The sequence below is a fragment of the Bdellovibrionales bacterium genome (genome assembly GCA_016716765.1).
GTDB lineage: Bacteria > Bdellovibrionota > Bdellovibrionia > Bdellovibrionales > UBA1609 > JADJVA01.
In genome coordinates, this window is record JADJVA010000005.1 from 56,126 (window position 1) to 81,496 (window position 25,371).

Consider the following 25,371-nt stretch of genomic DNA (forward strand, 5'->3'; position numbering starts at 1 on the left):
TTTTTTGTTGGGCAGGCTGGACCCCTTAACAAAATCTTTATTTCGTTATTGCCAAGCTCGAATCCCAGAATTATAGATAAATAAATTGTTCTTGAAAATTAATTAATAACAGCTCAGATTTCCACACTGTATGTAGGTAACTCATGACAAAAAAGGTGATCGGCGCTGCGGTCGTACTTGGACTGTTGGGCGGACTTTCGGGTTTTGTATATCTCATCAATAACAATAAGGTGACGATTGGTTATAACAAGGGGTATATGCCAGACCAGCCTCTTCCCTTCTCACACGAGCTTCATGCCGGCACTCACAAGATTGATTGTAAGTACTGTCACGTCGCGGTTGAAACATCTCGCCACTCCTCAGTTCCCAGTATGAATATTTGTATGAATTGCCACCTAACGGTGGGGCTCGACAAACCAAACATTCAAAAACTCAATGAGCTTTACAGTGCGGGAGAATCGATTGCATGGCAGAAAGTGCATTTGTTGCCGGACCATGTGAAGTTTAATCACTCGGCCCACGTAAAAGCTGGCAAGGCTTGTCAAGAATGCCATGGTCCCGTAGAGACGATGCCTATTGTAAAACAATATAATAGTCTTTCTATGGGTTGGTGTGTGAGTTGTCACCGCCAGCCGGAGAATAACGCTTCAGTAGAATGTTCCACCTGTCACTATTAACAGCTTTGGGAGCCTGGAAGAGATATGGATACGAAAAAAACCGGTTCTGAAGGAAATGGATCGCCAAAATATTGGCTTAGCCTCGATCAGTGGAGCCATGATCCCGAATTTAAGCGTCAGGCTGAAAACGAATTTCAATCAAGTCCAATTGGGTCTGAAGAGGGACAGGGTGGCTGGGCACGTCGAGAATTTTTGAAGGTTATGGGCGCGAGTATGGCCTTGAGCACTTTCGGATGTGTTCGTCGCCCAGTTCAGAAAATTGTTCCTTATGTCAATCGTCCTCCTGAAATCACTCCTGGAAAAATTAATTATTATTCTTCATCGTTTGCCGATGGTTCAATGGGCTTTGGTTTAGTGGTGGCGACTCGAGAGGGGCGACCAATTAAGGCGGAAGGAAACCCCGGTCACCCCCTCAACAAGGGTGCAATGAGTGCACGCTCTCATGCTCACTTGCTCGCTCTTTACGATCCTGATCGCGCCAAGGGTCCTATGAACAAGTCCACTTCTCTGACTTGGGAGGCTCTTGATACGGCCGTTGCTGCTGAGTTAAAAAAAGGATCGGTAGGCATTCTGGTTGGTTCGATTCTATCTCCTTCGACCAGAAATCTTCTCGAGGAATTCGGGAGGGCCACCGGAGCGAAGCTTTATTCATGGGACCCCTTGGCCATGGATTCGACTCGGAAGGGACAGAAAGCCTGCTACGGTCAGGATGTTTTGCCTCATTTGCGCATTGATAAAGCGAAATATATTTTGTCGATCGATTCTGACTTTTTAGGAACAACAGGTCAGCCAGTTGAACACATGCGCCATTTTGCTCAAGGCCGCCAGTTGGGCAAAGATATGAATAAGCTGGTTAGTTTCGAGTCGCTGATGTCGTTAACTGGCTCAAATGCCGATGAGCGATATCAGATTCGTCCAAGCCAGCAATTAGATGTGGTTATGGGCCTCATCTATGAGTTGGTGGTTGGCTCGAAGGTCTCTCGCTTTGCTGGAGATGGATCCCTTAAGGCACTGCTAGAACCCTACGCAAAAGTCTCAGAACGCTTGTCTATTGATGGAAAAACATTTTCTCATGTGGCGGCAGATCTTTGGGCTCATCGAGGTCAGTCATTGGTTTTGGTTGGAGGCATGACGGGCCAAACGGCTCAGCAGCAGGGACTGCAAGTGGCAGCCAACTTTCTCAACACTCTTTTAGAAAACGATGGCAGCACGATAGATGCAAAGGGCTGGACCTATACGGGATACCAAGGATCATCTTCTGATTTGGAGCAGCTGATTGGTGACATTGGAAGCGGCAAGGTCAAGCGGTTGATCATTCACGGGGCGAATCCCGTTTATGCAGCGCCGAAGGCCTCGGGCTTCGCTGAAGCGTTTAAAAAGCTCGAGACAAGCGTTTATGTGGGAGATCGAGCCGATGAAACGGGTCAGAGTTGCAGCTACTTGGCTCCCGGTCATCATGAGATGGAAAACTGGAGCGATATGGAAGTGGTTGCTGGCGTCTATAGCATTCAACAGCCCACTATTGAGCCCTTGAATAGCACAAGGTCCTTCCAGGATAGCCTTCTTTCTTGGGCGAAGGGTCTTGGTATCAGCTCGGCTTCCTTAAAGGCAGAGACTTGGTATGATTACCTTCGTGAATACTGGAAAAACTCGATTCATGCTCAACATCGCAGCAAAGACATAGGTAAACTTGGCTTTGAGGAGTTTTGGTACGAAGTCTTACAAGTGGGAGTTTTTGATACCACTGAGGGCAGTCAGAGACATGGCCCACGTAACTTTGATATCGGAGCTCTTCGCACTGCCGCCTTTAAGGGACGTGAAGTTCCTAATTTCGAATTGGTTCTCTATCCAACAGTTGGTCTCCTTGATGGACGTCTTGCCAATGTGTCTTGGCTGCAAGAGTTTCCAGACCCTGTCACAAAAATTTGCTGGGATAACTATGCCTGTTTGTCTCCAAAGGACGCTCGTGAACTTAAAGTTCGAGAGGGCGATGTGCTTAGGTTGATTGTTGGAGAGCAAGTCCTTGAAGCTCCAGCACACATTCAGCCAGGACAAGCGAGCGGAGTTGTTGGTTTGGCCGTCGGGTATGGTCGAAAGGGAGCTGGACGTGTGGCCGATGGAGTCGGCGTTAATGCCTATGAACTTGCAGGCTTTGACAACGGACAGACGGTCTATTCGGGACTTGATGTTAAGCTTGAGAAGACTGAAAAGTGCATTGAGCTAGCTAATGTTCAGGGACATCATTCGATGGAAGGTCGTCAAATTGTGGTTGAGGCCACACTCGATCAATACTTGGTGAATCCTGCGGCCAATATTCATAGACACAAAATGATGAGCATGTGGAGTGGTTTTGAATACAAAGGCCATAAGTGGGCCATGGCAATTGATCAAAATGTTTGCACGGGCTGTTCGGCTTGTGTGATTGCCTGCCAATCCGAGAACAATATTCCGGTGGTTGGAAAGAAATATGTCCTGAAGGGTCGTGAAATGCACTGGTTGCGGATTGATCGATACTTTACAGGGCAGCCAGACGATCCAGGAGTTGTTTACCAACCATTACCATGTCAACACTGTGACAATGCTCCTTGCGAAACAGTTTGTCCGGTCGCAGCCACGACTCACTCAAGCGAGGGGACCAATGACATGATTTATAATCGTTGCGTTGGAACAAGATATTGCGCTAACAATTGCTACTACAAGGTCCGTCGCTTCAATTGGTTTGACTACACTCAGATCGAAGCTCCCATGCATTTGGCTTTGAATCCCGAAGTGACAGTTCGATCTCGAGGGGTCATGGAGAAATGTACCTTCTGTATTCATCGTATTAAGGGCGCCAAACATCAGGCGAGAGTTGAAGATCGTGAGTTCAAAGCAACTGATTTCCAAGTCGCCTGCCAGCAGTCCTGTCCGACGGGAGCAATTATTTTTGGTGATATGAATGATCCTGAAAGTTTGGTGAGCAAGCGCTTCAAAGAGGCCCGTAGCTACAGTCTTCTCGAGGAATTCAATGCGGCACCAGCGGTTCGCTATCAGACAAAGGTTCGTCATGCGGATCGATTAAAGTCGGATTCAGCTCACGGGGAAGGTCATCACTCATGATAAAACGCAATCAGCTTATATTGGGCGAAAAGACATATAAAACAATCACCGAGGATATTGTTTCTCTTTTGGAGCGATTTCCTCCTCGGAGATATTTTGCTGCTCTCGCAAGCGCCAAAGTTTTGTTTCTCGTTTATATTGTGGCGATGGGAGCTACAACTTTGTACGGCATGGGCTTACAAGGTGTTAACAGCCCCGTTGGTTGGGGTGTTGATATTATCACCTTCGTGTTTTGGATCGGTATTGGACATGCGGGAACATTGATATCTGCGGTACTATTTTTGTTTCGACAAAAATGGAGAACTTCAATTGCCAGAACAGCCGAAGCGATGACGGTTTTTGCTGTGATGGTTGCTGGAACATTTCCTATTTTACATACCGGTCGTCCTTGGCTTGGTTATTGGCTTCTTCCCTACCCAAATCAGAGAGGTCCTCTTTGGGTTAATTTTCGCTCGCCACTTCTTTGGGACGTTTTTGCCGTATCAACTTACGCAACGGTCTCCATGGTTTTTTGGTACATTGGGATGGTTCCTGATTTGGCCACAATTCGAGACCGGGCAAAGCACCCCGTCAGAAAACTCATATATGGGATTTTATCTCTTGGCTGGCGAGGGACGGCGCGCGCTTGGAATCATTACGAAATAGTGTACATGCTGCTCGCAGGACTGAGCACGCCTCTTGTTCTTTCTGTCCACTCGATCGTTTCTTTTGATTTTGCGGTTTCAGGACTTCCTGGTTGGCACGCGACGATCTTTCCGCCCTACTTTGTGGCCGGAGCTATTTTTTCTGGATTTGGAATGGTTGTCACTCTGATGAGCATTATTCGCTATCTGGTACCTACCTTCAAAGACTACGTTACAATCGATCACATGGAGTCGATGAATAAAATCATTATGGCGACCGGGCTGATGGTTGGTTATGCCTATGGGATGGAATTTTTCATTGCTTGGTATGGCGGCTCTCCGTATGAAGGTTTTGTGTTCTTGAATCGCGCATTTGGTCCTTATGGTTGGGCCTACTGGATCATGGTGACATGCAATGTGCTGATCCCCCAGATTTTTTGGTGGAGAAAAGCAAGGCGAACGATCGCGATTATGTTTGTTGTTTCAATTTTCGTGAATATTGGAATGTGGTTTGAACGATATGTTATCGTGATCACATCACTTCATCGGGATTTCTTGCCTGCCAGCTGGGGTATGCACGTGATGACCATCTACGACTTCGGTGCCTTGTTTGGTAGTTTTGGGATGTTTTTTACTCTGTTCTTACTCTATTTACGGACATTGCCTCCCATAGCGATAGCTGAGGTCAAACCGGTGCTTGGGGTGGGTCGAGAGGGAGGACACCATGCTTAAAACAATAGAGTCTTTAGTGTACGCTTGGCAGTATAAGGGCAAAAAGGGTGTTGCGGGAATTTGGTTGGATGAGCACCAACTGGTTCGTGCGGTTGCAAAGGTGAGAGAAGCTGGCTTTAGAAAATTTGATGCAATCAGTCCATTTCCCTTGCATGGTATTGATGAAGCTGCTGGTATTTCACGGTCCTACATTCCTTGGATCACTTTGGTATTTGGTATCTTGGGCTGCGCCTTTGGCGTTTGGTTCACATGGTGGACCTCAGTCGTTGATTGGGCAATTAATATTGGTGGCAAACCAATGTGGTCCCTTGCTGCATTTATCCCTGTGATTTTTGAGACGACCATTTTGTTTGCGGCTCTGAGCTCGGTTGGAGCCATGATTTTAATAAATGGACTGCCTAAAGTGAATCCTCCCGTTATTGATCCTGACCTCAGCTGTTCAAAGTTCGCCATATTTATTCCGGAAGATGACCTGGGTTTTGATGTGACACAGATTGAAAAGCTTTTTAATGATCTCGGCGCGTCCGAAGTAAAAAGAACGGAGTTCTAATATGAAGCAGAAGGTATTGAGTCTCGCTTCATTCATTGCATTTCTGGGATTGGTTTCCTGCAATGCTGGAAAAAATCAGACAAACATCGAATTGGTACAGCAGATGATGGACCAAAGCTCAGTTAAGTTTCAAGATTGGGATCCGGCGGTAAAGGGAAATCTTGCGATGCGTGTTCCTCCCAAAAACACAATTCCGCGAGGCTATAAGCCTTATGCTTATAAGGGAGACCCTGAAGGGGCAGAGAAAAATCTAAAGAATCCCCTGACAGCAGATTTTTCAAAAGGAACATTGGAACTAGGTAAAAAGAAATTTGATATTTACTGCTCGGTTTGTCACGGATCTTTGGGCGCTGGCGATGGTCCGGTTGCAGAGAAGATGCTTTTGCGCCCACCAAGCCTTTTGTCTGACAAGGTAAAAGTATTTTCAGATGGGCGCATCTTTCATATTGTGACGGATGGACAAGGCGTGATGGGGAGTTATCTGACCCAGATTCAGGACGAGAAGGCTCGTTGGTCTTTGGTCAACTACGTCAGGACTTTGCAGAAACGTTCGGCTGCTAATTGAGTAATTGAGTGTTTTGAAATTAGAGGAGCAATTCCATGTCAGGTGAAAGTAAAAGGTCTCTATCCGCAGTCAGATACACTTCTTCCGTGCGGATGAAAACTGTGTACTCCATTTTTATGTTTTTGGGTGTTGTGGCCTTTGTTGTAACCTTAATTAACGACAAAGAACGGGCTTGGCATTCCTATCTTGTGAGTTTCTTTTATTTTCTTTCGATAGCTTTGGGGGGTCTTTTTTTTGCGGCTCTCCAGCATGTGACGAAGGCGGGATGGTCGGTGAATATCCGTCGCCTTGTTGAATCATTTGCTTCTTATGTTCCCTACGCCTTTGGTTCTGGATTGGTTTTGTTGGTCGCGGGTTCAACCCATTTGTACGAATGGTTACATGCTGATGTGGTGGCCAAAGATGCATTGCTTCAGCATAAGTCGGCCTATTTAAACATGCCTTTCTTTGTTGTTCGATTTATTGGTTTTTTTCTCTTGTGGGGATTATTTGCCAAAATGTTGGTGGGATGTTCGGTGAAACAGGATTCAAACGGAGACGAGAGCCTGACCCATCGGGCAGCCGCTTGGTCAGTGGCTTTTTTGCCTGTCTTTGCCCTGAGTTACACTTTTTTTGGTTTTGATACTCTCATGAGTCTCGAACCTCACTGGTTTAGCACGATCTATGGAGTGTACACTTTTGCAGGACTTTTTCAGTCAACTATGGCAGCCACGATCTTGCTGATATTGTATCTTTCGAAGAAGGGATTGTTGCGCGGCTTTGTGACCGAGGATCACCTTCATGACCTAGGAAAGTTCCTTTTTGCCTTTACAGTTTTTTGGGCCTATATCGCATTTTCTCAGTATATGCTGATTTGGTATGCCAACTTACCTGAGGAGACTATTTTTTATATTCCTCGCACAGAAAATGGCTGGCTTCTGGTCTCTTTGTCGCTTCTGATTTTTAAATTCATTGTTCCATTTTTGGCTTTATTGCCACGTTGGGCAAAACGCAACCCCGCACAACTGATGGCGGTCAGCGTACTCATTCTGGTCATGCAATATGTGGATATCTATTGGTTGGTTTATCCGGTTTTTTCCAGAGAGGAAGTGAAGTTTTCGATCTCTGAAGTTTTGGTATTTTTAGGTTTCTTGGGGATGTTTCTGTTTGCCGTCACCCGCTTTCTGAGCAAAAATTCGGTGGTGGCTTATTCAGATCCGCGTATTCAGGAATCCATCCATCATCACGTGACCTATTGATAGAGACTCACCCTGGGATTCATTTTCAGGCGTTGACATGATGCATTCTGTCGAGTAGTACCGGCGAGAACTTTTACGCTGGGGTGCCGAAATGACTCAGTTTGCTCATTTGAAATCTTCTCGACTCTTTGCCTTTTTACTTCTGTTGAATTTTGCTAGCCCTGTGGCTCAGGGTGGGTCCCTCGGTCCTTGGATGAAAGCTGAGACCTGCCTGATGATGCTCAGGATGCATCCCTCCGACGAAGCGATGAGAAGAAATCCATTAGACTCTTTGAGGAGCCTACAAGAGCATTTGAGAGGATATGGAAAGGTCGGGGCAGATGAGGTTCTACCCGACCGCAAGGGATATTCTTTACAGTCTGACTCTGTGACCCGCTCAGTTGTGCCACGGGCAAGAGTTTTGAAGGCTTTGAACCGGTTGTCCGAACTAGAGTTAAACACAACGAAATATGATCCTGATCTGTTTTTTATTGCCAATGAGGTGCGTGGCTGGGAGGCCTTGCAGGCTTTGATGGAACGAATTGAAGCGTACAAAACGAGTGTGGCACCCGACATTCACAAGAAAATCAGACAGCGATTGCCCTTTTTTTGGAGTCACGGTCTTGAAGATGCCTTCATTTTTTTGCTTAACGGGTCCATATTGAGCTCGGGGGCGTTTGAACTTTCGAGTCCAACTTATAAGGTGGCAGTTGGGATTACTTTCACGTTTTATCTTGGATTGAGAATCGCCCAATGGGCTCAATTTCCCGATTATAGGCTTGCGAAACATATCCGTCTGATCCGCAAGGCATTGGACGCGCGGCAAGAGAGTGAATCGAATTTTCCAATTTCAATGTATGGAGATGGATTGTCTCTTGGAACTGATTTTCATTTGGAAATAGCAAGAACGACAGGGGAAGAACTGGAGCCTGATTCGGAAATCGTTTTGGAGGAGCTCAGACCGTTTTTTGCTAGTGGTTTGGATGTCATGATTGGAGACTTTGGAAGATTTTTGAGAAACCATGGAAATTTGGTCAATTGGGCAGTTAACCTGGCGAACAGATATCCTGAAGGGCCTTATCGCAAAGTGTTCACTGACCAAATTTTTTATATGGATCCAGATACAAAAGAACCAGTTTTCTTATTTTATTATCGCGCTTTTAAAGGAGAACCTTTAAATCCCAAAAAGCCAAAGGAAAACGAAAAAAAGGATTCTCCAACTGATTTTTATCCTGAAAATGGCTTAAAACCTCAGCCCATTTCAAAGTAGAAAATTTTTTTGAAAGGACTCCAAAGAAGTTTGGGGATAGAGAATGTCAATAGTGGGAGTAAAATTGATTGATATCTCGAATGGTTCGAAAATTTCTGGCCATCATATAGCAGTGTTGAGAATTCCAGAGACTGTCTGTCAGATACTTTCCAATGGGGTTTCTTATGTAGGTGAAAATACGTTTAGGCTTCGATTCTTGGTCCCTGGGACATTCCTTGGTGGACTGAAAGTTTTCCTGTGAAGTACTCAACTTCATATTTTCGTAATGCTCATTGATTGTTTCATTTTTTTGAAATAGCAACGACCGAAGCCAGAGCGGAGAATACCAGACAACATAGGTCAGAAAGGTATTGGACTGATCCGCATGGAGATAGCTAGACTCCAACCACTCTAGGAAGTTCGATTTTTTTGACGCCAGCATTTCATCGACCACACCCTTAACATAAAAAGTTTCTATTTGAATGATGTTCATTCTTATTTTTTCAAAATCCAAATTTAAGGTGAATTTCCTTTGGTATTGGCGGCTGTAAAGGCTTGCAAGGGCCGGATATTGCTTCACTGATTCTTGCAAGAGGCTACGAATATTATCCATGGCGAGAAGGCCGATCTTTATAGCCAAGGTAGAGTCTCTGAACGAGACAAGGCTTGAAGAAAAATTTTGTACTAGAAGTAAGGAATCCAATGGTTCTCGAAGTTGACCCTCATGAACTTGCAGACTTATTTTTGCAAGCTGAAATCGAATGACATCTAAAAGCAGCAATATATCCGCCGAATGCGTTGTAAATTTGGGTGGAATATCTGTCGCAATGCCTCCTAATTTTAAAATGACGTCAGCGCGACTTAAAATCTCCCTATTTTTCTCCTCAGCATTTTTGATCTCTGCTTTTAAGTCTCCCAAGAGATCTCGTGGCCAAAAGCCATGTATCCGAGAAAAATAGAGGGCATTTTCAAAAGTGATACGCTCTCCAAAAGGTGTTTGGTCACTTCCACTACTCACACGACTCAACTGTTGATACAGCTTTTCGCCTCGGTCTAAAGGGTCGACTTCTTTGGGGGATGCCAGCCCAAGGAGTCGTTTGTAGGCCTCGAGATAGGCCGGGGTCACGTCAGCTTTGCGGGAAAAATTAAAAGAAATCTGGGTTACTTCTGGGTTTGGGTCAGAGTCGTTCCAATTGGCTACTATGAAGGGCACAGTGACGATCAAAAGGGTTACAAGAAGAATGATAACGGGCCGCTTGAACAATTTCATGATTTTAATCATTTTCTTTGTTCTCTCACTTCATTTCGTCAGCTTGAGTTGAGTGTTTACTTGGAGTCTTAACACAAGGCAATATATATTCATCTGGTTTGGATTTCGGGCCTGGACTGCTTTCAACCTTGAATGCTCTTGGCTGGTTGAAAATCCACTTCCCTTTTCTACGTAACTCATCTATTGTGCGGGGTTAGGAGCAGAATAGAACCCTCAATACGCCTGAGCGAAAATGAGGGGTCGGGTAGGCTTCGGTTAACTTAGGTAAATTGAGGATGGAAATAACTTAATGGCCAATCGATCAATTCAAGATCTTAAGCTCACCTGCTTCATAAAATAATGTCTGTCACACGCGTTGTTCTACCTGATAATTCGGTAAAGGAGTTTGATCACGAACCCACAGTTCTTGAGGTGGCCCAGAGCATTGGCACGCGGCTGGCCAAGGATACGGTAGGCGGATTGGTTAACGATGAACCTGAAGTGACTGACTTACGCCGTCGTTTGAAAGACCAAGATAGACTGCGAATTGTGACTCTACAAAGTCCGGAAGCTCTGGAAGTCGTGAGACACTCTTGTGCCCATGTGATGGCTCAGGCCGTTCAGGAGTTGTGGCCAGACGTAAAGGTGACAATTGGGCCGGTCATCGAAAATGGCTTCTATTATGATTTTGATTCTCCTGTAAATTTCACTCCCGAGATGTTGGAACAAATCGAAGATAAAGTTCAAGAAATTTTGAAGCGTGGCCTTGATATTCGCCGTGAAGATATAGCCGCAGATAAGGCCATCGCCATTTTTAAAGAGATGGGTGAAAAATATAAGGTTGAGTTGATTCAAGACTTGGGAGCTAAAGAAGTTAGCCTTTATTACCAGGGCGATTGGTTTGATCTTTGTCGGGGTCCCCATGTTCAAAACTTAAGTCAGATCAAGGCATTTAAGATTTTGTCGGTAGCAGGGTCGTATTGGCGCGGGGATGAGTCTCGGGATCGTTTACAGAGGATCTATGCGACGGCATTCAATGATAAAAAGGATTTAGCCCAGTATCTTCACAACATTGAAGAAGCAAAAAAGAGAGATCATCGTAAGTTGGGTAAGGATTTAGGGCTGTTTGTGTTTCATCAGCTCGCTCCAGGGGGGCCTTTTTTTACGCCCAAAGGGACCATTGTTTACAATGAGCTGGTACAGTACATAAGAGATAAGTACCGCAAATTTGAGTTCCAAGAGGTCATTACTCCACAGATTTATGACGTTGATCTCTACCATCAGTCCGGCCATTTCGAGAATTATCGTGAAAATATGTATTTCACTAAAATTGACGAAAGAGATTTTTCAGTTAAGCCAATGAACTGTCCTGGACACTGTTTGCTTTATGGATCAGATAGAAAATCTTATCGAGATCTTCCTTATCGAATCGCAGATTTTGGGCGACTCCACCGTTATGAACGCAGTGGAGTGATGCATGGTTTGACTCGAGTTCGCACCTTTTGTCAGGATGACGCCCATATTTTTTGTGATGTTAAGGATCTTCAAAAGGAAATTTCTCAATTCATGAGATTTCTTAGCGAAGTCTATAGCGAGCTTGGTCTTCATGAATATAAGATATTTTTGTCCACTCGTCCTGAGAAGAGAATGGGATCGGAGCAGGTCTGGGATCAAGCGGAGAAGGCTCTTCGCGATGGGCTCAATGAGCTGGAATTGCCTTTCACTGTCAATGCGGGTGATGGGGCATTTTACGGGCCTAAATTGGACATCATGTTTGTGGACGCGATCAAACGTCCCTGGCAGCTAGGTACCTTGCAATGCGATTTTAACATGCCTGAGGCCTTCAACCTAAAGTTCACAGGAGATGACAACAGCGAGCATCGGCCCGTGATGCTTCATCGAGCCATTTTAGGATCCCTGGAGCGGTTTATTGGCGTTTATCTCGAGCACACAGCGGGACATCTTCCGTTGTGGCTAGCTCCGGTTCAGGTGTCAATTCTCAATGTTACCGAGCGTCAAACTGATTATTGCCAGCAGTTGTTTGCGAGTCTTCGTGCAGCTGGTATTCGAGTTCATTTGGATGCTCGTGGCGAGAAGCTGGGGTTTAAGATCCGTGAGGCCCAAATGCAGAAGGTTCCCTACATGCTGATCATTGGGGATAAAGAAGTTGAGGCTGCAAGCGTGAGTGTGCGGCTGAAAACAGGTGAGAATAAGAGCGATGTTCCTGCTAAAGAATTTGAAGCCTTGGTTTTAAATGAAATAAGAGAACGTCTTGTGACCAGTCCCTGGCTAGCGGAGAGTCCCTCCCATCTAGTTGATAGGGCAAAGAGTACAATTTAACCAGGAGGAATCCTATTCAGCCGCTTAAGACAGGAACCCGCACAGGAAATCGAACCGGAAAATCAGAGAAAAAGGGCGATGGCTATCGAGTTAATCGTGAAATATCTGCCCCACAGGTGAGGGTAATCGACGAGGATGGGACGATGGTTGGAGTGATGTCCGTCTCGGAAGCCCTCAGAATGGCCGAAGACCGCCAGCTGGATTTGATCGAAATAGCTCCAACGGCTAAACCTCCCACATGTAAAATTATTGATTACGGTAAATGGAAGTACGAGTCTAAGAAGAAAGAGAAAAACGCAAAGAAGAACCAGACTGTCATTACGATCAAGGAGATTCAGGTTCGTCCGAGGACGGATCAGCACGATCTTGAGGTTAAATTGCGTCATGCCCGCCGTTTTTTGTTGGACGGGGACAAGGTGAAAGTGAACCTGCGATTTCAGGGTCGAGAAATGGCTCACCAGGAGCAGGGATTCAAGCTATTGGAAAAAATTTCTTTGGGATTAATTGATATCGCTATTCAAGAGTCCCCCCCAAAAAGGGAGGGAAGGCAAATGTTTGTGCTCCTTTCTCCGGATATCCTTAAAATAAAGGAATATAGAAAACTTCATCCGGAGAACAAGAAGGAGGATGACAGCTCGAATAGGGAAGCCGACGAAGAGGGGGCGGAGGAACAGGGGCTTTGACCAAGTCCCGTTTTTAGGTAAAGACGTGAGGGGGTGTAAATCTACTTGCCCCCTGGGTCCTGCCCATAGTACAAGTAGCCGCTCGATTAAATTCGATAAGCTGAAATCGGCCATAAAAAGTGAAAGATCAATCCTGGTTTTTCCGCCTTTTCAGACGGGAGATAGTGTGAAGCTAAAGACTCATAGCAGAGCGAAAAAGCGTTTCCGCGCCAAGCCAAGCGGAAAAATAAAGCACAAACAGCCAAATCTACGTCACATTTTGACAAAGAAGAGTTCTAAGCGAAAACGTCATTTGGGACAGATGGTATATGTTTGTTCGTCCAATGAATATCAACTCCAGCGCCAGCTGGTTCTCTGAGGGAGGTAGATCATGCGCGTTAAAGGTGGATTTACATCCCGTCGTCGGCATAAAAAGGTTCTTAAACGAGCCAAAGGGTATCGCAACGCAAATGGGACCTGTTTCACTCACGCAGTGGAAAAAAATGACAGGGCGATGGCCTATTCCTATCGTGATCGTAAGGTTCGCAAGCGAGAAATGCGAAAGCTTTGGACGATTCGTATCAATGCAGCTGCAAGACTGAATGGGACAACCTATTCTCGATTGATGGGTGCCTTGGTAAAATCAAAAATTGAGCTTGATAGGAAATCCTTGGCAGATCTGGCGGTTCACGATGCGTCAGCATTTGGCAAGCTTGTTCATCAAATAATGGGCACTCCGTAAGGAGTGTTCGGATTTTTTCCCTTAAAATGAGAAATCGTGGGAAAGCGGAGTATTGTGGACACGGGGGATAAAGAGTCCAAGATAGACTCCTCTCAGAGTTTTTCCCACGCATTCGAGAACCGTAAGCGGGATCACATACGACTTTCTCTTGAAAAGCGATGTGAGGCGTTCGGCCTTTCTGGCCTTGATCGAATTTCCCTTCAACATGAGGCTTTGCCTGAGTTAGATTTTTCAGACATTCAAATTGGAACCCTCTCTCTTGGACAAGATTTGCAGACTCCTTTTTTGGTGAGTTCGATGACTGCGGGTCATGCGGAAGGGATTGATCTCAATCGTCGGTTGGCTCGAGCTTGCGCTGAGAGGGGCTGGATGATGGGAGTGGGATCTCAGCGTCGCCAGTTGGTTGACCGCGAAATGGATGCTGAATGGAAGTTGGTTAGGGAGGGTGCCTCCGGGGTTGTGCTTTTGGGCAATTTGGGTTTGTCCCAGCTCATTCGAAGTCCTCATTCTTTGGTGGAGCGGCTGGTTGAGTCTCTTGAGGCCAGTGCTATGATTATTCACACCAACCCCTTGCAGGAATGCCTACAGCCAGAGGGAACTCCAGAGTTCAAGGGAGGATTAAAAGCTTTAGAGGAGCTGTGTCGACGCCTTTCAGTTCCGGTTGTGCTGAAGGAAACGGGTTGTGGTTTTTCTAAATCGACTTTGCTGCGTTTGATGGAAACTGGTATTGCAGCTGTCGATTTAAGTGGTTTGGGTGGGACTCATTGGGGTCGAATTGAAGGGGGCCGCTCAATCAAAGGTTCTATTAGACACTACGCGGCAAAAGCCTTTTGGAATTGGGGCATCAGTACAGTAGAATCAATGCGATCAGTTGGAGAATTAAATCCTGGATATGAGGTATGGGCTTCTGGTGGAGTGAGATCAGGATTGGACGCAGCAAAACTCCTGGCCATGGGAGCAAGTATTATCGGTTCGGCTCAGCCTCTTTTGGCAGCGGCGATCGAAGGAGAAGGTCAGCTGAGAGAAAAAATGGAGTGCTTTGAATTTGAATTGAAAACAGCCATGTTTTGCACCGGTTGCGCAGACATCAGTGAACTAAAGAGCAAAGGAATATGGGAATGGGTTCAGGCTTAGAAAAGCAAGATATACAGGGTTTATTTGGTGGTTTTTCCAAACTCTCACGTGAGGAGCGCTACCAGCGCCTGATAAAAATGGGAGCTCTCAGCGCGGAAGATGTTAGATTTCTGAAGGCTGGGGGATTGCAGGGGACCGAATTGGCTGAAAAGCTAATTGAGAATGTCATCGGCTATTTTCAGTTGCCCTTGGGAGTCGTTTCTAATTTGGTGATTGATGGAAAACCGCGAATGGTTCCAATGGCCGTAGAAGAAACTTCCATTATCGCGGCTGCCTCAAAGACGGCAAAGTGGATTCGTGAAAAGGGAACAATAAAAACCGAAATCATTGGGAAGAACATCATTGGGCAAATTCAGATTGCTCGCGTGAAATCTCCAGAATCCTTTGCAGCTCAGGTTATGGAGCGAAAAGAGTCCTTGATCGCGGCAGCCAATGCGGATGTGGCTTTTGGCTTGGTTCGTCGTGGTGGTGGCGTTCGTGATATTGAAGTTCGGTTTCTAGATCGTGGTGACGGAGACCAAATGGCTGTCCTACATGTCCTGGCTGATCCTTGTGAGGCTATGGGCGCCAACATCATGAATCAAGTTTGTGAGTATCTAAAAGGACCCATAGAAATTTTAACGGGCGAAACTGTGACCATGTGTATTCTGTCCAATTTGGTGGACACTCGACTGACTCGAGCAGAAATAAGAGTCAAGAGTCATGACCAGGAAGCAATGGACCGCATCGAAGAAGCTTCTTTATTTGCACAGCGTGATCCCTATCGAGCAGCAACGAATAACAAAGGCGTGCTCAATGGGATTGATCCCATATTGATCGCAACCGGAAATGATTGGCGAGCTGTTGAGGCAGGGGTTCACTCCTACGCATCTCGTGGCGGTCAATACAGCTCGATTACCATTTGGAAAAGAGAGGAAGACACCTTGGTTGGGGTCCTTTCTGCGCCGATTATTTTGGGCGTGGTTGGAGGGGTCACGAATCTGCATCCGACGGCTCAGATGGCTATACGCATGCTTGATATTGAGTCATCTGAAGATCTTTCAAGAATTTGCGCCGCTGTAGGATTGGTTCAGAATCTTGGTGCTCTGAGAGCCTTGACAACAGTTGGAATAGTCGAGGGCCACATGAAGTTACATATCAAAAATTTGACTTTGGCGGCTGGAGCTCAGGAGAAGGAAATTCCGATGCTTCAAATGCGTCTGGAAGAAATTTTGGAAATGACAAAACGGATTAGCTTAGGTCATGCCGTTGAGGCCCTGAAGGAGCTTCGCAGTAAGATTCAACCGGTCACTTTTTCGCCTCAAGAGCCAGTTTAGGGAGAACAATGAAGGTTCAGATATCTCTTCCCGGCAAAACATTTCTTCTCGGTGAATATTCTGTTCTGTCTGGAGGGGCTGCATTGCTCGTGGCAACTGGCCCACGCTTCTGCCTTGAAATAGATACGATGGGAGCAGGATCTTGCGAAGGGATCCATCCCCATAGCCCAGCTGGAAAGTGGGTTCGTTTTCACAATTCTTTATTTCAGCGAGCCCAGTTGAAGTTCTTCGATCCCCACCTAGGAAAGGGAGGCTTGGGTGCCTCAAGCGCGCAATTTCTTGGTGTGTATGTTTGGTCGCAATTGAGCGATATTCCACCTTCGGAATGGGCTCAGAAATTATCGCCTCAAAATGCTCTGCAAGCCTATCGCTCAGTCGCTTTTTCAGGAGAGGGAGTGGCTCCGAGTGGCAGTGATGTGATGGCTCAATGGGTCGGTGGCATCAGTCAATTTCGTTCTCAACCTTTTCAGTTGCACAATGAGGCATGGCCTTTCGCTGACCTCTCATTTTCTTTATGGAGAACTTCACTCAAGGTTTCGACCCATCATCATTTAGCTCAGATCTCAAATCCACCTTATTCAGATTTGAGTTCTTCTGTTGACGAGGGATTGAGCTCCTTTCAAGCGCGCAACGAGGCGAGATTTATCGCTGCTGTCAGAGAATTTGGACTCAAGTTAGAGGCGAAGGGCCTCATTCATTCCGAAGTCCAACCTCTTCTGGCTCATCTGCGGCAGCATGATGTGGTATTGGCAACAAAAGGCTGCGGAGCAATGGGCGCTGATATTATTGTTCTTTTTCACAGGCCGTCCGAAAAAAATAGAATCTTCGAATTGGCCTCCGGACTAGGTCTTTCTTTTGAGGCAGAAATCAAAGATCTAGGGCAGGGATTGAAAATTGAAATTGATCTGGCGGAGGCGCCGAGATCCATGTTAGGAGAGAGGGCAGTGAGTCTACCTTTTGTTCACCTTGAGGCCGGGAATTAATGAAAATACAGGTGCGAGCGACGGCTCCCTCGAATATTGCTTTGATCAAATATATGGGTAAAGTTTCTTCACAGCAAAATCAGCCAGTGAATTCTTCGTTGTCTTTTACCTTAGAATATTTGCGAACAGCCGTGGTGATTGAGAAGATCACGGAAGAATTCGATCAGTGGGATTCCTTGGTTGATCCTGAATTTCCTTTTCAGGTGGAACTGTCTGAGGCCGGAAAGCAGCGGTTCTTGGTCCATTTTAAGCGCCTCAAAGATGATTGGGAAATCCCGGGATCTTACCGGGTTTGCAGCGCCAATAATTTCCCCTCCGATTGTGGACTTGCAAGCTCTGCTTCCAGCTTTGCAGCATTGACTCTCGCAACGGCTCAACTTGCCGAGCGCGCAGGAGCCTTATTAGTTAGCGAGAGAGCAAAACCCATTGACCTTCAAGCATTGTCTGAGTTGAGTCGAAAGGGGAGTGGATCCTCTTGTCGATCATTTTTTTCTCCTTGGGCAGTTTGGACACAAGAGGGAGCCCACCCAATTGAATTGCCCTATCGATCCTTGATTCATCAGGCAGTCGTTGTAGAGAGCGCAAAAAAATCAGTCTCAAGTAGCGAAGCACACCAGCGCGTGGTGACGAGTGATTTGTTTTTGGGTCGCAGTGAACGAGCACAGAGGCGGCTAGATCTTCTTGTAAAGGCGATGCAGTTGCAGAATTGGACTCAGTGCTTTGAAATTTGTTGGGCGGAATTTTGGGACATGCACTGTCTTTTTGAAACAAGCAAACCCAGTTTCGGGTACATGAAGCCAGAGTCTTTGGCTGTATTAGAGATAATCAAAAACGAATGGGAAAAAAGCAAGGATGGACCTTTGGTGACAATGGATGCCGGTGCAAACGTGCACCTGCTTTATCGTCTGGAGCAGAAGGAGCTCGCTTCGCAACTGAGTGAAAGGTTGGGGGGTGTGGGGAGGGTTTTTGGTTCATGAATTTAGCCGCACATACTTCAAGTCAATATCGATCTTATGGAAAGTGGATTCTGGCTGGAGAGCATGCAGTGTTGCGAGGATTTCCTGCTCTCGTTTTTCCGATTGAAAGTCGGTTTATTGATCTCACTCTTTCTCATTTAGATGAGCCAGTGAAAGTTCAGTTTCAGGGACCTCACGCGGAGGAGATTTCTTTGTTATTTTGGGGACTGGTCGAGAGAGCTTTGGAAAAGCTCGAAAAAAACGAGAACAGTTAAAGGGAAATTTGGTCATTGATTGTCAGGTGCCTTTGGGAGCTGGGCTTGGTGCGTCTGCCACTTTGTGTGTTACAGTGGCTCGTTGGTTCATGGCTTTGGAGTGGCTCAGGTTAGAGCAGATATATGAATTTTCCCGAGAACTTGAAAATCTTTTTCACGGTGAGAGCAGCGGAGTCGATATTGCGGTGGCCCTCGAACATCGGGGAATTAGATTCGTTCGTGGGGGGGAGAGAACGCCTTTGGTGCTGAATTGGAAGCCTCAATGGTATCTTTCCTATTGCGGACAACGTGGAGTGACCTCGGACTGCGTGAATAAGATCAAAGCGTTGAGCCAATCGGACCCCTCCCTTAGCATGAGATTGGATCGTCAGATGGGGCAGGCAGTTGAGATGGCGCAGAGTGCTCTGCAATATGAAGAAGATTCTGGCATCCTTGAACTTGGAAGAGCAATTAATCTTGCTTGTGACTGTTTTATGAAGTGGGGACTTTGCGAAGGGGAGCTCAATCATCATTTGCAATGGATCCGTGGTCAGGGGGCATTGGCAGCTAAGCCAACCGGGTCCGGCGGAGGGGGGTATGTGTTGAGCCTTTGGCGAGAAGAGCCACCCCTTTCGGTTCGAGATCATTTGTTTCACGCCTAAAAAGGGGAGAGGGGGATTTTGGACACACCCATTGATCAAGCTAACTCCAAGGATACGGCCGCCTCTATTGAAGTTGAAGTGTCCCAACCTCCGGTTTTCAAAGAAAATGGAAATAAAACACTGATTATGGTGGGTCGCGATGGACAGGGCCGAGCCTTTTCAGCAGAAGAGTTATTGGCTAAAAAACTCAACAGTTGGCAGGGGTGGTATTGCGCGGCCGGTATTGAAAATATTTATATTTCTCATGACGGCTGTGTTTTTTCAGCTGTCTGTCGTGAGGGTGGATATTTTGGCAATGTCTTCGATTACTTTCTTTATGTTCCCGAGAATTTCATCAAGTGTCCAAAAAAATGGTGCATGTGCGGAACGGACATGGCCCTTAGAAAATTTAAGAGCCAGGACGATATTCACTGGGCTTACACAGATCCTCAATCAGAGGCCGCTGAAAATTTTCAAGACTTTGTCGCTTCGCAGCCCCTTCTTCAAAGTCGTGTTTTGCCAAAGCAAATCACTTGGGAGCTCGGTCGTCGATGTAACTTTTCTTGTCGATACTGTCCACCCACTGCGAGCAACAATTATGAATCTCATCGCAGCTGGGGCAGCCTCAAGCATGCCGTTGATAACATCTTTAAGGCCTTTGTGAAGGAAAGATCCGGGAAGTTTCATTTTAGCGGAGGGGAGCCGACATTTAACCCTTCATTTATGGATTTGTGTAAGTATATCAGGGAGCGAAGACCCATTTCTCAGCCGGACCGCTTCCATTATTGTCATGTGACGACGAATGGCAGTCGTCAGCCACAATATTACGAAGAACTCATTGAATACTGCCAGATTTCGGTGAGCGTGCATTTTGAATTTTACAATGAAGAAAAATTGCTTGAGACAATTGCGGCGGTTGTGGCGAGAAAATCAAGTGATGCGTCATTGATTTGGCAATGGTTTGGCGTTCGAATTATGGTGCCTCCCGGTACGGCAGAAAAAGCTCAGCATCTCATGGAGAAAATATACGCGATCCCAAATTTTAGAGAACAATCACAACTGAATCTTTCACCAATTTATAAGTTCAAAGAACCAGAGGGTTGGGATGAGTCGCTTGCCGATTATCATCCCGAGGAACTTTCTTTTATTGGGAGCCACGGATGAACAGGGAGGTTTTAAAAAAAAGTTATTCAAATACAGCGATTGACGATCTCTCTGGGGGCAAGGCAGAAGGGTCTGAGATTAAAAATAGTTTCGCAAAAATGTTAAAATTCTTTTGTGACTATGCCGAAATTGAGGGCCTCCGACTGAAGCCCTATAGTTCGGAGAATCTCTGTTATTTTTCAGCACTATCGTTGGCCAAACAGCAAGTTATCTATGAGGATCTGAGACGATACTATCAGATTTGCATGGAGTCCATTCAGCTTCACGCATCGCTCAAAGACAATACTGGACAGTTTCGTTTAGCCGCGAGAAAATTGGGTATTCAGCTGGAAGACAAGGTTTTTTCTGCTTTGAATTCTGAGGATGTCATCGAAATTTACACGCTTGATTCTATCCAGATTTTTCGAACTTTTAATTTCTTTCATTTAGTCACTTACACTTTAGAGGAAGTTTTTTGTAGGCCATGGTTTGAGCTTTACGAGCGTGATATTTTTACGAATGAAGCCAATCACAAGGCCGTCAAATATGTGCTTTCGGGACAGACGCGATCTCCTTTTTATCCAAATATTCCCGTTCATGATGTTTATGAAAAAAAGGAGGGAGGTCATGGTCTAACTAAGATCAAACATCGTTTTATGGCGCCCGCTTATAATTCTAACGACGTGTTGACTGGTTTCATCAATGTTTTCCAGGTTGTTGGTCCATGCCAGAGGATCTCTTAAATTTTAAATCGCTGTTTCAATCTCAGTTTTCATGCCTTGGCTGCTGAATCTGGAATTCCATAAAAAATCTATGGTCTGTCTGATGTCTCTGATCGGAGATTCACAGGCGTTTTCCTTTTTCAGACACACGATATCGACCTCAACATTGTGCTGTGAATGTCCCTTTACGATAGGTTGCGCCCCAAATCTATAACAGATTTCCTGGACTTTTTTCGAATTGTTCGTGTATGCGATAAAAGCGTCGAGTCCCAACTCAATCAGTCTTTTTACAGAGAGCCCAATAAGAACTTCTCCGAAGGAGATTTGAGTCAGTGACTTTCGGAACCTTGAATCTACCGCCGTTTGATTTGATATCAATACTTGACGTACACCTAATTGTTCTATGTTTTCGACACTCCCCGGAGGATAGGCCTTGAAGTACCTCAAATCCCGATGAACCGGATTTTTTAGATCAAGAAACGAGTGCATGGTGATTCCCACACATTCGTCATGATGAAACACCACAAAGGCCTCATCTTGGCGAAAAAAATCATCTGAATAAATGGTGCTTTTGCCCTCTAGTTCATGAAAAGTTTCAGCCCAGACGCGTTTCCAGAGTGAATAGGACTTCTTATACGCTTCAAGCTCCCCCTTGGGCGGTACCTGTCGAGGTTGAATGATTTTGAAGTTTAAATTTCGGATATCAAATTTTGAGGAAGAGAACATATCAAGCAGCTCCTCGAACTGATTCCTTCATGACGGCATGAAGAAAATTGCCGTACCTTTCAAATGATCTCAGCATCGTATCGACAAGACGATCATAGGTGTGGCTCTCCAAGTGACTGAGGCACTTCCATCCTGACTCAGTGTGGGCAATGTCAACGGCTGCATGCAGGGTGAGAAAGCTAGCTGGGACATTCGCCACATGTTTTTTTGTGTACGGCTTTTTGTGGTGATCGAGAACGCGTTTTGCCATGTACCCGCAGTATCTTGCTGAAATGTGCTCTAAGGCAAACGCATAGCCAAAGAGGGATTCGACAATTTGATTTCCGGCGCTGTCTATGGATTTATAGAGAGCCAAGGCCTCGGGCATCATTTTTTCTGATTCAGGATTTCTCCCGAAAAAGGCCGCATCTCTCTCTGCAAATTTTTCGTGTCCAAACTCCTCTTCGCGATGGTGGAGGAGAATTTCTTTGAGAGGCCCTTTGGCAAAAGCCGCTGTTTTATCCAAAAGGGGAACCGTATGGTGAACGAATTTCGAAGTCTGTACGCACCAGGTTCCGTAATGGGTGTCTGATTCCCATGGGAAATTCTCGATGCTTGGCTTTATCTGGATGAGCTGCTCTTCGATTATTTTCTTGAGTGATTCCTTGATTTGCATTTTTTTAGTCCCCCTAAGAGTAAAAATAGGTGTTCAGGAGGTGTTTCGGGATCGCATTTCCAAAACTAAACAAAAATTGTCAATTTGTTTGATTTTGCATTGGCACGACGTCGCATGTTGATTGAGATCAATGATGCCGGTGATATTTGTCCAGTAGAGAACTGGAGAGCGGAGCCAGTCTTTGGCTGGGTCTCTAAATTATTTACTATTTGCTCTATAAAATGAATACTGTTCCTAACATGAATTGAAAACTCAATTGGCCTAGGTTATTTGATTCGATCAGGTCTCTTGCGAGAATTAAAGAACAGAATATTAAATAAAAAATGGAGTCACTATGAGCAGGTTGCAGCACTTGGTTGGCGTCGGAAACAATGGACCTCTGGGAAGAAAATTAATTATTCTGTCAATTTTGACAACAGTTTTGTCCACCCACGCTTTTGCAAATTGGTTCGGTGGGCCCTACATTGAACCTGGATTTGCGGGGTATTGTGTTCATAGACCGAACATAGGAGGAATCGTTGGCTATAAGGGAGGCTTTCAAAAAGTACTGAAGGGAGAGAAATATGGATTTACCCCTAAGAATATTGATTGTGTTGTTGTCAACGTTCAAAATAAGAACTTTACAGAGACTTTTGAGGTCGTGACTGATGACGAATCCGTCATGCATATTCGAATTCATCTGGCTTTGAAAATCAAGGATGATGAACAATCCATTAAGACAGTCGTTGAAAAGTATGGAGCCGGTCACTTTGACAGTGAAGATCCTGAAAAAAAATCTTGATTTGGGCCCCAATCCTCCTTGGTATCAGAATAATGTGAAAGAGCCGTTTCGAACGGCCGTCAGGAAAGCCATCGAAAGTATTCCGTCAGCGGAACTTGTTAAATCTCGCTTAAGATTAGAGAACGAAATTCGACAGGCCACGACGAGCTTGCTTGCCGAAACACCGATTCAGGTGATTTCGCTCGTCGCGGGAAATGTTGAGTTTCCAGAATCTGTAAAAAGGACAATTGAAGAAAAAATGAAGCGTCCACATATATTGGAAACTGCCATGGCTGATGTTGAGATTGCGAAACAAACAGCACTCTCCGCGAAAGAAAAAGCAGCCGGCGAAGCTGAAGCAATTCGACAAAGGGCTCAAGGAGAGGCAGATGCCATGAAAAGCATCAAATCCCAGTTGACTGTTGAATATATCGCCTATCTTCAAGCAGAAGCTCAGAAGATTGCTGCAAGCCAGCCAGGTGGTAAGGTGTTCTTTTTTCAAGCCCCCACTGCAGAAGTTGCCAATGCCGGAGGAGCTCCAAGCATCGTCTATGATCTATCAAATGACGTGAATGCAGAAAATAAAGAAGTGCCTTTGGATAAGAAGCCGTAATCACTCATTCAGATTTGTTGTATTGTATTCTATTGTTATGGCCCCCGACGAAATGGTTCAATGACCTCCTCGACACGTTGGGGGTCAAATTTACTCGACTAGATAGGCTTTAAATTTTGCACCTTTGATTTTTGTCGTCCTCAATTTGTTTAAAGCCTTCTCTGTCATATCGGGTGTGATCGCAATATAACTGAAGCGATCTTGAATCTGGATTTTTCCGATATTGGAAGCTGATAGGGGATGGGGTTCTGCCGTGAGCGCACCTAGAATATCTCCAGGCCTGAGCTTGTCAGAGCGGCCTCCAGAAACCTGGAGCGTCTTCATCAGAGTTTTTTCAAATTCAGGTCCAAGAGCCAAGTTATTTGTTGGTTCAAGTGCTCTTCGAATCATGGACACACCGGTAGCTTTTTCAATTTCTAGGACCTTTTCAGTTTCATAGGCTGTCGAAATAGAGACAGCAACGCCTTTGCGTCCCGCTCGCCCAGTCCGACCAATCCGGTGAACATAGGTCTCAGGGCTGGATGGCAAATCCAGGTTGATCACCAGTTCCAGTGAATCGATGTCGAGTCCTCTGGCTGCGACATCCGTGGCGACCAGGATCCGCACACTGCCATTTCGAAATAGTGACATCGCGCGATCTCTTTCCTTCTGCTCCAAATTTCCATGCAGAACCTCTGTTCTGACCTTGGACTTCTCGAGAATTTTTCCAATCTCATCTACCGTCGATTTAGTGCGACAAAAAATCAAGGTGCACATGGAGGGATGATTTTTTAAGATTTTAATTAATGTTTCGATCTTTTGTGGGTTTTCAGATTCGTAAACATATTGCTCAATCATGGGAGCGGTCTGCGGCTCGTCGGAAATTGTTATTCTTTCAGCAGCATGTTGGTATTTTTGACTTAAACTTTCCAAACCTTCTGGAAATGTCGCTGAAAAGAAGAGAGTCTGTCGGCGTTTCGGCAATTCTCTCAGGATTGCATTCATTTCGTCCGCAAATCCTTCTTCGAGCATACGATCCGCCTCATCTAAAACAAAAATCCGCACGTTTCTCAAGTCCAGCTGGCCACTTCTGAGATGTTCCAGGGTGCGTCCCGGTGTTCCCACAATGAGTTGGACCCCTCTCTGAAGGGCTTGCGTTTGGGGTGGGTAGGGCTGTCCGCCAACCAAAGCCAGGGCTTGAAGTCCCTGGAATGACTTTGAAAACCTCTGAAATTCGCGTAGCACTTGGTCGCTCAATTCGCGAGTTGGACAGAGAATTAAAGCCTGAACGGCTAATTTAGAAACCTCAATTTTTTGAAGAATGGGAATGATAAAGGCCGCGGTTTTACCGCTGCCGGTCTGAGATTGCGCGATCAAATCTTTGCCTGCGAGCAAAGCAGGAATGCTCGCCGCTTGGATGGGCGTCATTTCATTAAATCCAATATCCTGAACGGCACGCAAGAGCTTTTGAGAAATGGCAAGAGAACTAAAATTATTTGTCATCAGGCACCCTAGTTCTCTTTCTCCCTTTTTGGTATCTATTTCGGTCTACAGGCATGGTTCAATGGCTCCGCCCTCAATTAAATGATTCTGAGGGAATTTAGGGGACAGGAAATTTAGAGGAAATCGATTCTGATCAAATCGCTGAATACAAGATCAAGAAGCATGAGGACTGGATTGCTACATGCCTATCATCAAATCATCGGATTAACATGACCTTTGATGAGGTTTGGAGAATTCGAGAAACCTGTATTCAAGGGCTTTCTGCTGTGAGTGCCGCGCCA

Annotated in this window: 23 protein-coding genes and 1 pseudogene; 20 read left to right on the top strand and 4 right to left on the bottom strand. The window is 45.6% G+C overall.

Annotation, left to right across the window (positions count from 1 at the left end; genetic code table 11):
• Positions 1-143: 143 nt before the first annotated feature.
• From IPL83_03465 to IPL83_03495, 7 genes are all read left to right on the top strand, one after another.
• A complete protein-coding gene (locus IPL83_03465) occupies positions 144-677 on the top strand; it encodes a cytochrome c3 family protein (protein MBK9038215.1) in 534 nt (177 codons plus the stop codon).
• A gap of 24 nt (positions 678-701) precedes the next feature.
• The gene (locus tag IPL83_03470; GenBank protein ID MBK9038216.1) at positions 702-3,776 is read left to right on the top strand and encodes a TAT-variant-translocated molybdopterin oxidoreductase; all 3,075 of its coding nucleotides are present in this window, start codon (positions 702-704) and stop codon (positions 3,774-3,776) included.
• Positions 3,773-5,131: a polysulfide reductase NrfD gene (gene nrfD, locus IPL83_03475; GenBank protein ID MBK9038217.1), complete on the top strand. Its 1,359-nt coding sequence runs from the start codon at positions 3,773-3,775 to the stop codon at positions 5,129-5,131. Before IPL83_03470 ends, nrfD begins: the two co-directional genes overlap by 4 nt.
• Positions 5,124-5,681 (top strand): DUF3341 domain-containing protein, encoded by a 558-nt coding sequence (locus tag IPL83_03480; protein ID MBK9038218.1) that lies wholly within the window; start codon positions 5,124-5,126, stop codon positions 5,679-5,681. The genes nrfD and IPL83_03480 overlap by 8 nt, the downstream gene beginning before the upstream one ends.
• 1 nt (position 5,682) lies before the next feature.
• On the top strand, positions 5,683-6,246 hold the full coding sequence (locus IPL83_03485) for a cytochrome c (protein MBK9038219.1): 564 nt from the start codon (positions 5,683-5,685) through the stop codon (positions 6,244-6,246).
• 35 nt (positions 6,247-6,281) lie between these two features.
• Positions 6,282-7,484 carry a molybdopterin oxidoreductase gene (locus IPL83_03490; protein ID MBK9038220.1) on the top strand — a complete coding sequence of 401 codons (1,203 nt, stop codon included), beginning with the start codon at positions 6,282-6,284 and terminating at the stop codon, positions 7,482-7,484.
• Positions 7,485-7,575: 91 nt separating this feature from the next.
• A complete protein-coding gene (locus IPL83_03495) occupies positions 7,576-8,733 on the top strand; it encodes a hypothetical protein (protein ID MBK9038221.1) in 1,158 nt (385 codons plus the stop codon).
• A 46-nt stretch (positions 8,734-8,779) separates the two neighbouring features.
• Here IPL83_03495 and IPL83_03500 read toward each other — a convergent pair whose 3' ends face one another.
• Complete coding sequence (locus IPL83_03500; protein ID MBK9038222.1) at positions 8,780-9,994, bottom strand: hypothetical protein; 1,215 nt, start codon at positions 9,992-9,994, stop codon at positions 8,780-8,782.
• Between the two features lie 327 nt (positions 9,995-10,321).
• Here IPL83_03500 and thrS point away from each other — a divergent pair, with 327 nt between their 5' ends.
• The 11 genes and pseudogenes from thrS (at position 10,322) to IPL83_03555 (ending at position 20,875) form a co-directional block, all read left to right on the top strand.
• A complete protein-coding gene (thrS, locus tag IPL83_03505; GenBank protein MBK9038223.1) occupies positions 10,322-12,301 on the top strand; it encodes a threonine--tRNA ligase in 1,980 nt (659 codons plus the stop codon).
• Positions 12,302-12,315: 14 nt separating this feature from the next.
• Positions 12,316-12,984 (top strand): translation initiation factor IF-3, encoded by a 669-nt coding sequence (locus tag IPL83_03510; protein ID MBK9038224.1) that lies wholly within the window; start codon positions 12,316-12,318, stop codon positions 12,982-12,984.
• Positions 12,929-13,342 (top strand): 50S ribosomal protein L35, encoded by a 414-nt coding sequence (rpmI, locus tag IPL83_03515; GenBank protein ID MBK9038225.1) that lies wholly within the window; start codon positions 12,929-12,931, stop codon positions 13,340-13,342. Before IPL83_03510 ends, rpmI begins: the two co-directional genes overlap by 56 nt.
• Before the next feature lie 9 nt (positions 13,343-13,351).
• On the top strand, positions 13,352-13,705 hold the full coding sequence (gene rplT, locus IPL83_03520) for a 50S ribosomal protein L20 (GenBank protein MBK9038226.1): 354 nt from the start codon (positions 13,352-13,354) through the stop codon (positions 13,703-13,705).
• An 81-nt stretch (positions 13,706-13,786) separates the two neighbouring features.
• Entirely contained in the window at positions 13,787-14,839 is a 1,053-nt protein-coding gene (locus tag IPL83_03525) for a type 2 isopentenyl-diphosphate Delta-isomerase (protein MBK9038227.1), read from the top strand.
• The gene (locus tag IPL83_03530; protein MBK9038228.1) at positions 14,824-16,155 is read left to right on the top strand and encodes a hydroxymethylglutaryl-CoA reductase, degradative; all 1,332 of its coding nucleotides are present in this window, start codon (positions 14,824-14,826) and stop codon (positions 16,153-16,155) included. The genes IPL83_03525 and IPL83_03530 overlap by 16 nt, the downstream gene beginning before the upstream one ends.
• Before the next feature lie 8 nt (positions 16,156-16,163).
• Positions 16,164-17,138: a hypothetical protein gene (locus IPL83_03535; GenBank protein MBK9038229.1), complete on the top strand. Its 975-nt coding sequence runs from the start codon at positions 16,164-16,166 to the stop codon at positions 17,136-17,138.
• A 5-nt stretch (positions 17,139-17,143) separates the two neighbouring features.
• Positions 17,144-18,115 carry a diphosphomevalonate decarboxylase gene (locus IPL83_03540; GenBank protein MBK9038230.1) on the top strand — a complete coding sequence of 324 codons (972 nt, stop codon included), beginning with the start codon at positions 17,144-17,146 and terminating at the stop codon, positions 18,113-18,115.
• Positions 18,112-19,010: pseudogene (locus IPL83_03545) on the top strand (hypothetical protein). The gene IPL83_03540 and the pseudogene IPL83_03545 overlap by 4 nt, the downstream one beginning before the upstream one ends.
• Before the next feature lie 18 nt (positions 19,011-19,028).
• On the top strand, positions 19,029-20,153 hold the full coding sequence (locus IPL83_03550) for a radical SAM protein (GenBank protein ID MBK9038231.1): 1,125 nt from the start codon (positions 19,029-19,031) through the stop codon (positions 20,151-20,153).
• On the top strand, positions 20,150-20,875 hold the full coding sequence (locus tag IPL83_03555; protein MBK9038232.1) for a hypothetical protein: 726 nt from the start codon (positions 20,150-20,152) through the stop codon (positions 20,873-20,875). The genes IPL83_03550 and IPL83_03555 overlap by 4 nt, the downstream gene beginning before the upstream one ends.
• Positions 20,876-20,878: 3 nt before the next feature.
• Here the strand turns inward: IPL83_03555 and IPL83_03560 are convergent, their stop codons facing one another.
• The gene (locus IPL83_03560) at positions 20,879-21,580 is read right to left on the bottom strand and encodes a hypothetical protein (GenBank protein MBK9038233.1); all 702 of its coding nucleotides are present in this window, start codon (positions 21,578-21,580) and stop codon (positions 20,879-20,881) included.
• A 1-nt stretch (position 21,581) separates the two neighbouring features.
• Positions 21,582-22,235 (bottom strand): iron-containing redox enzyme family protein, encoded by a 654-nt coding sequence (locus IPL83_03565; protein ID MBK9038234.1) that lies wholly within the window; start codon positions 22,233-22,235, stop codon positions 21,582-21,584.
• A 334-nt stretch (positions 22,236-22,569) separates the two neighbouring features.
• Between IPL83_03565 and IPL83_03570 the strand changes: the two genes are divergently transcribed.
• Together IPL83_03570 and IPL83_03575 are read left to right on the top strand one after the other, a co-directional pair.
• Positions 22,570-23,016, top strand: coding sequence for a hypothetical protein (locus IPL83_03570; protein MBK9038235.1), 447 nt, complete (start codon positions 22,570-22,572; stop codon positions 23,014-23,016).
• On the top strand, positions 22,991-23,608 hold the full coding sequence (locus IPL83_03575; protein ID MBK9038236.1) for a hypothetical protein: 618 nt from the start codon (positions 22,991-22,993) through the stop codon (positions 23,606-23,608). The genes IPL83_03570 and IPL83_03575 overlap by 26 nt, the downstream gene beginning before the upstream one ends.
• A 90-nt stretch (positions 23,609-23,698) precedes the next feature.
• Here IPL83_03575 and dbpA read toward each other — a convergent pair whose 3' ends face one another.
• Entirely contained in the window at positions 23,699-25,090 is a 1,392-nt protein-coding gene (dbpA, locus tag IPL83_03580) for an ATP-dependent RNA helicase DbpA (GenBank protein ID MBK9038237.1), read from the bottom strand.
• Positions 25,091-25,371 lie beyond the last annotated feature (281 nt).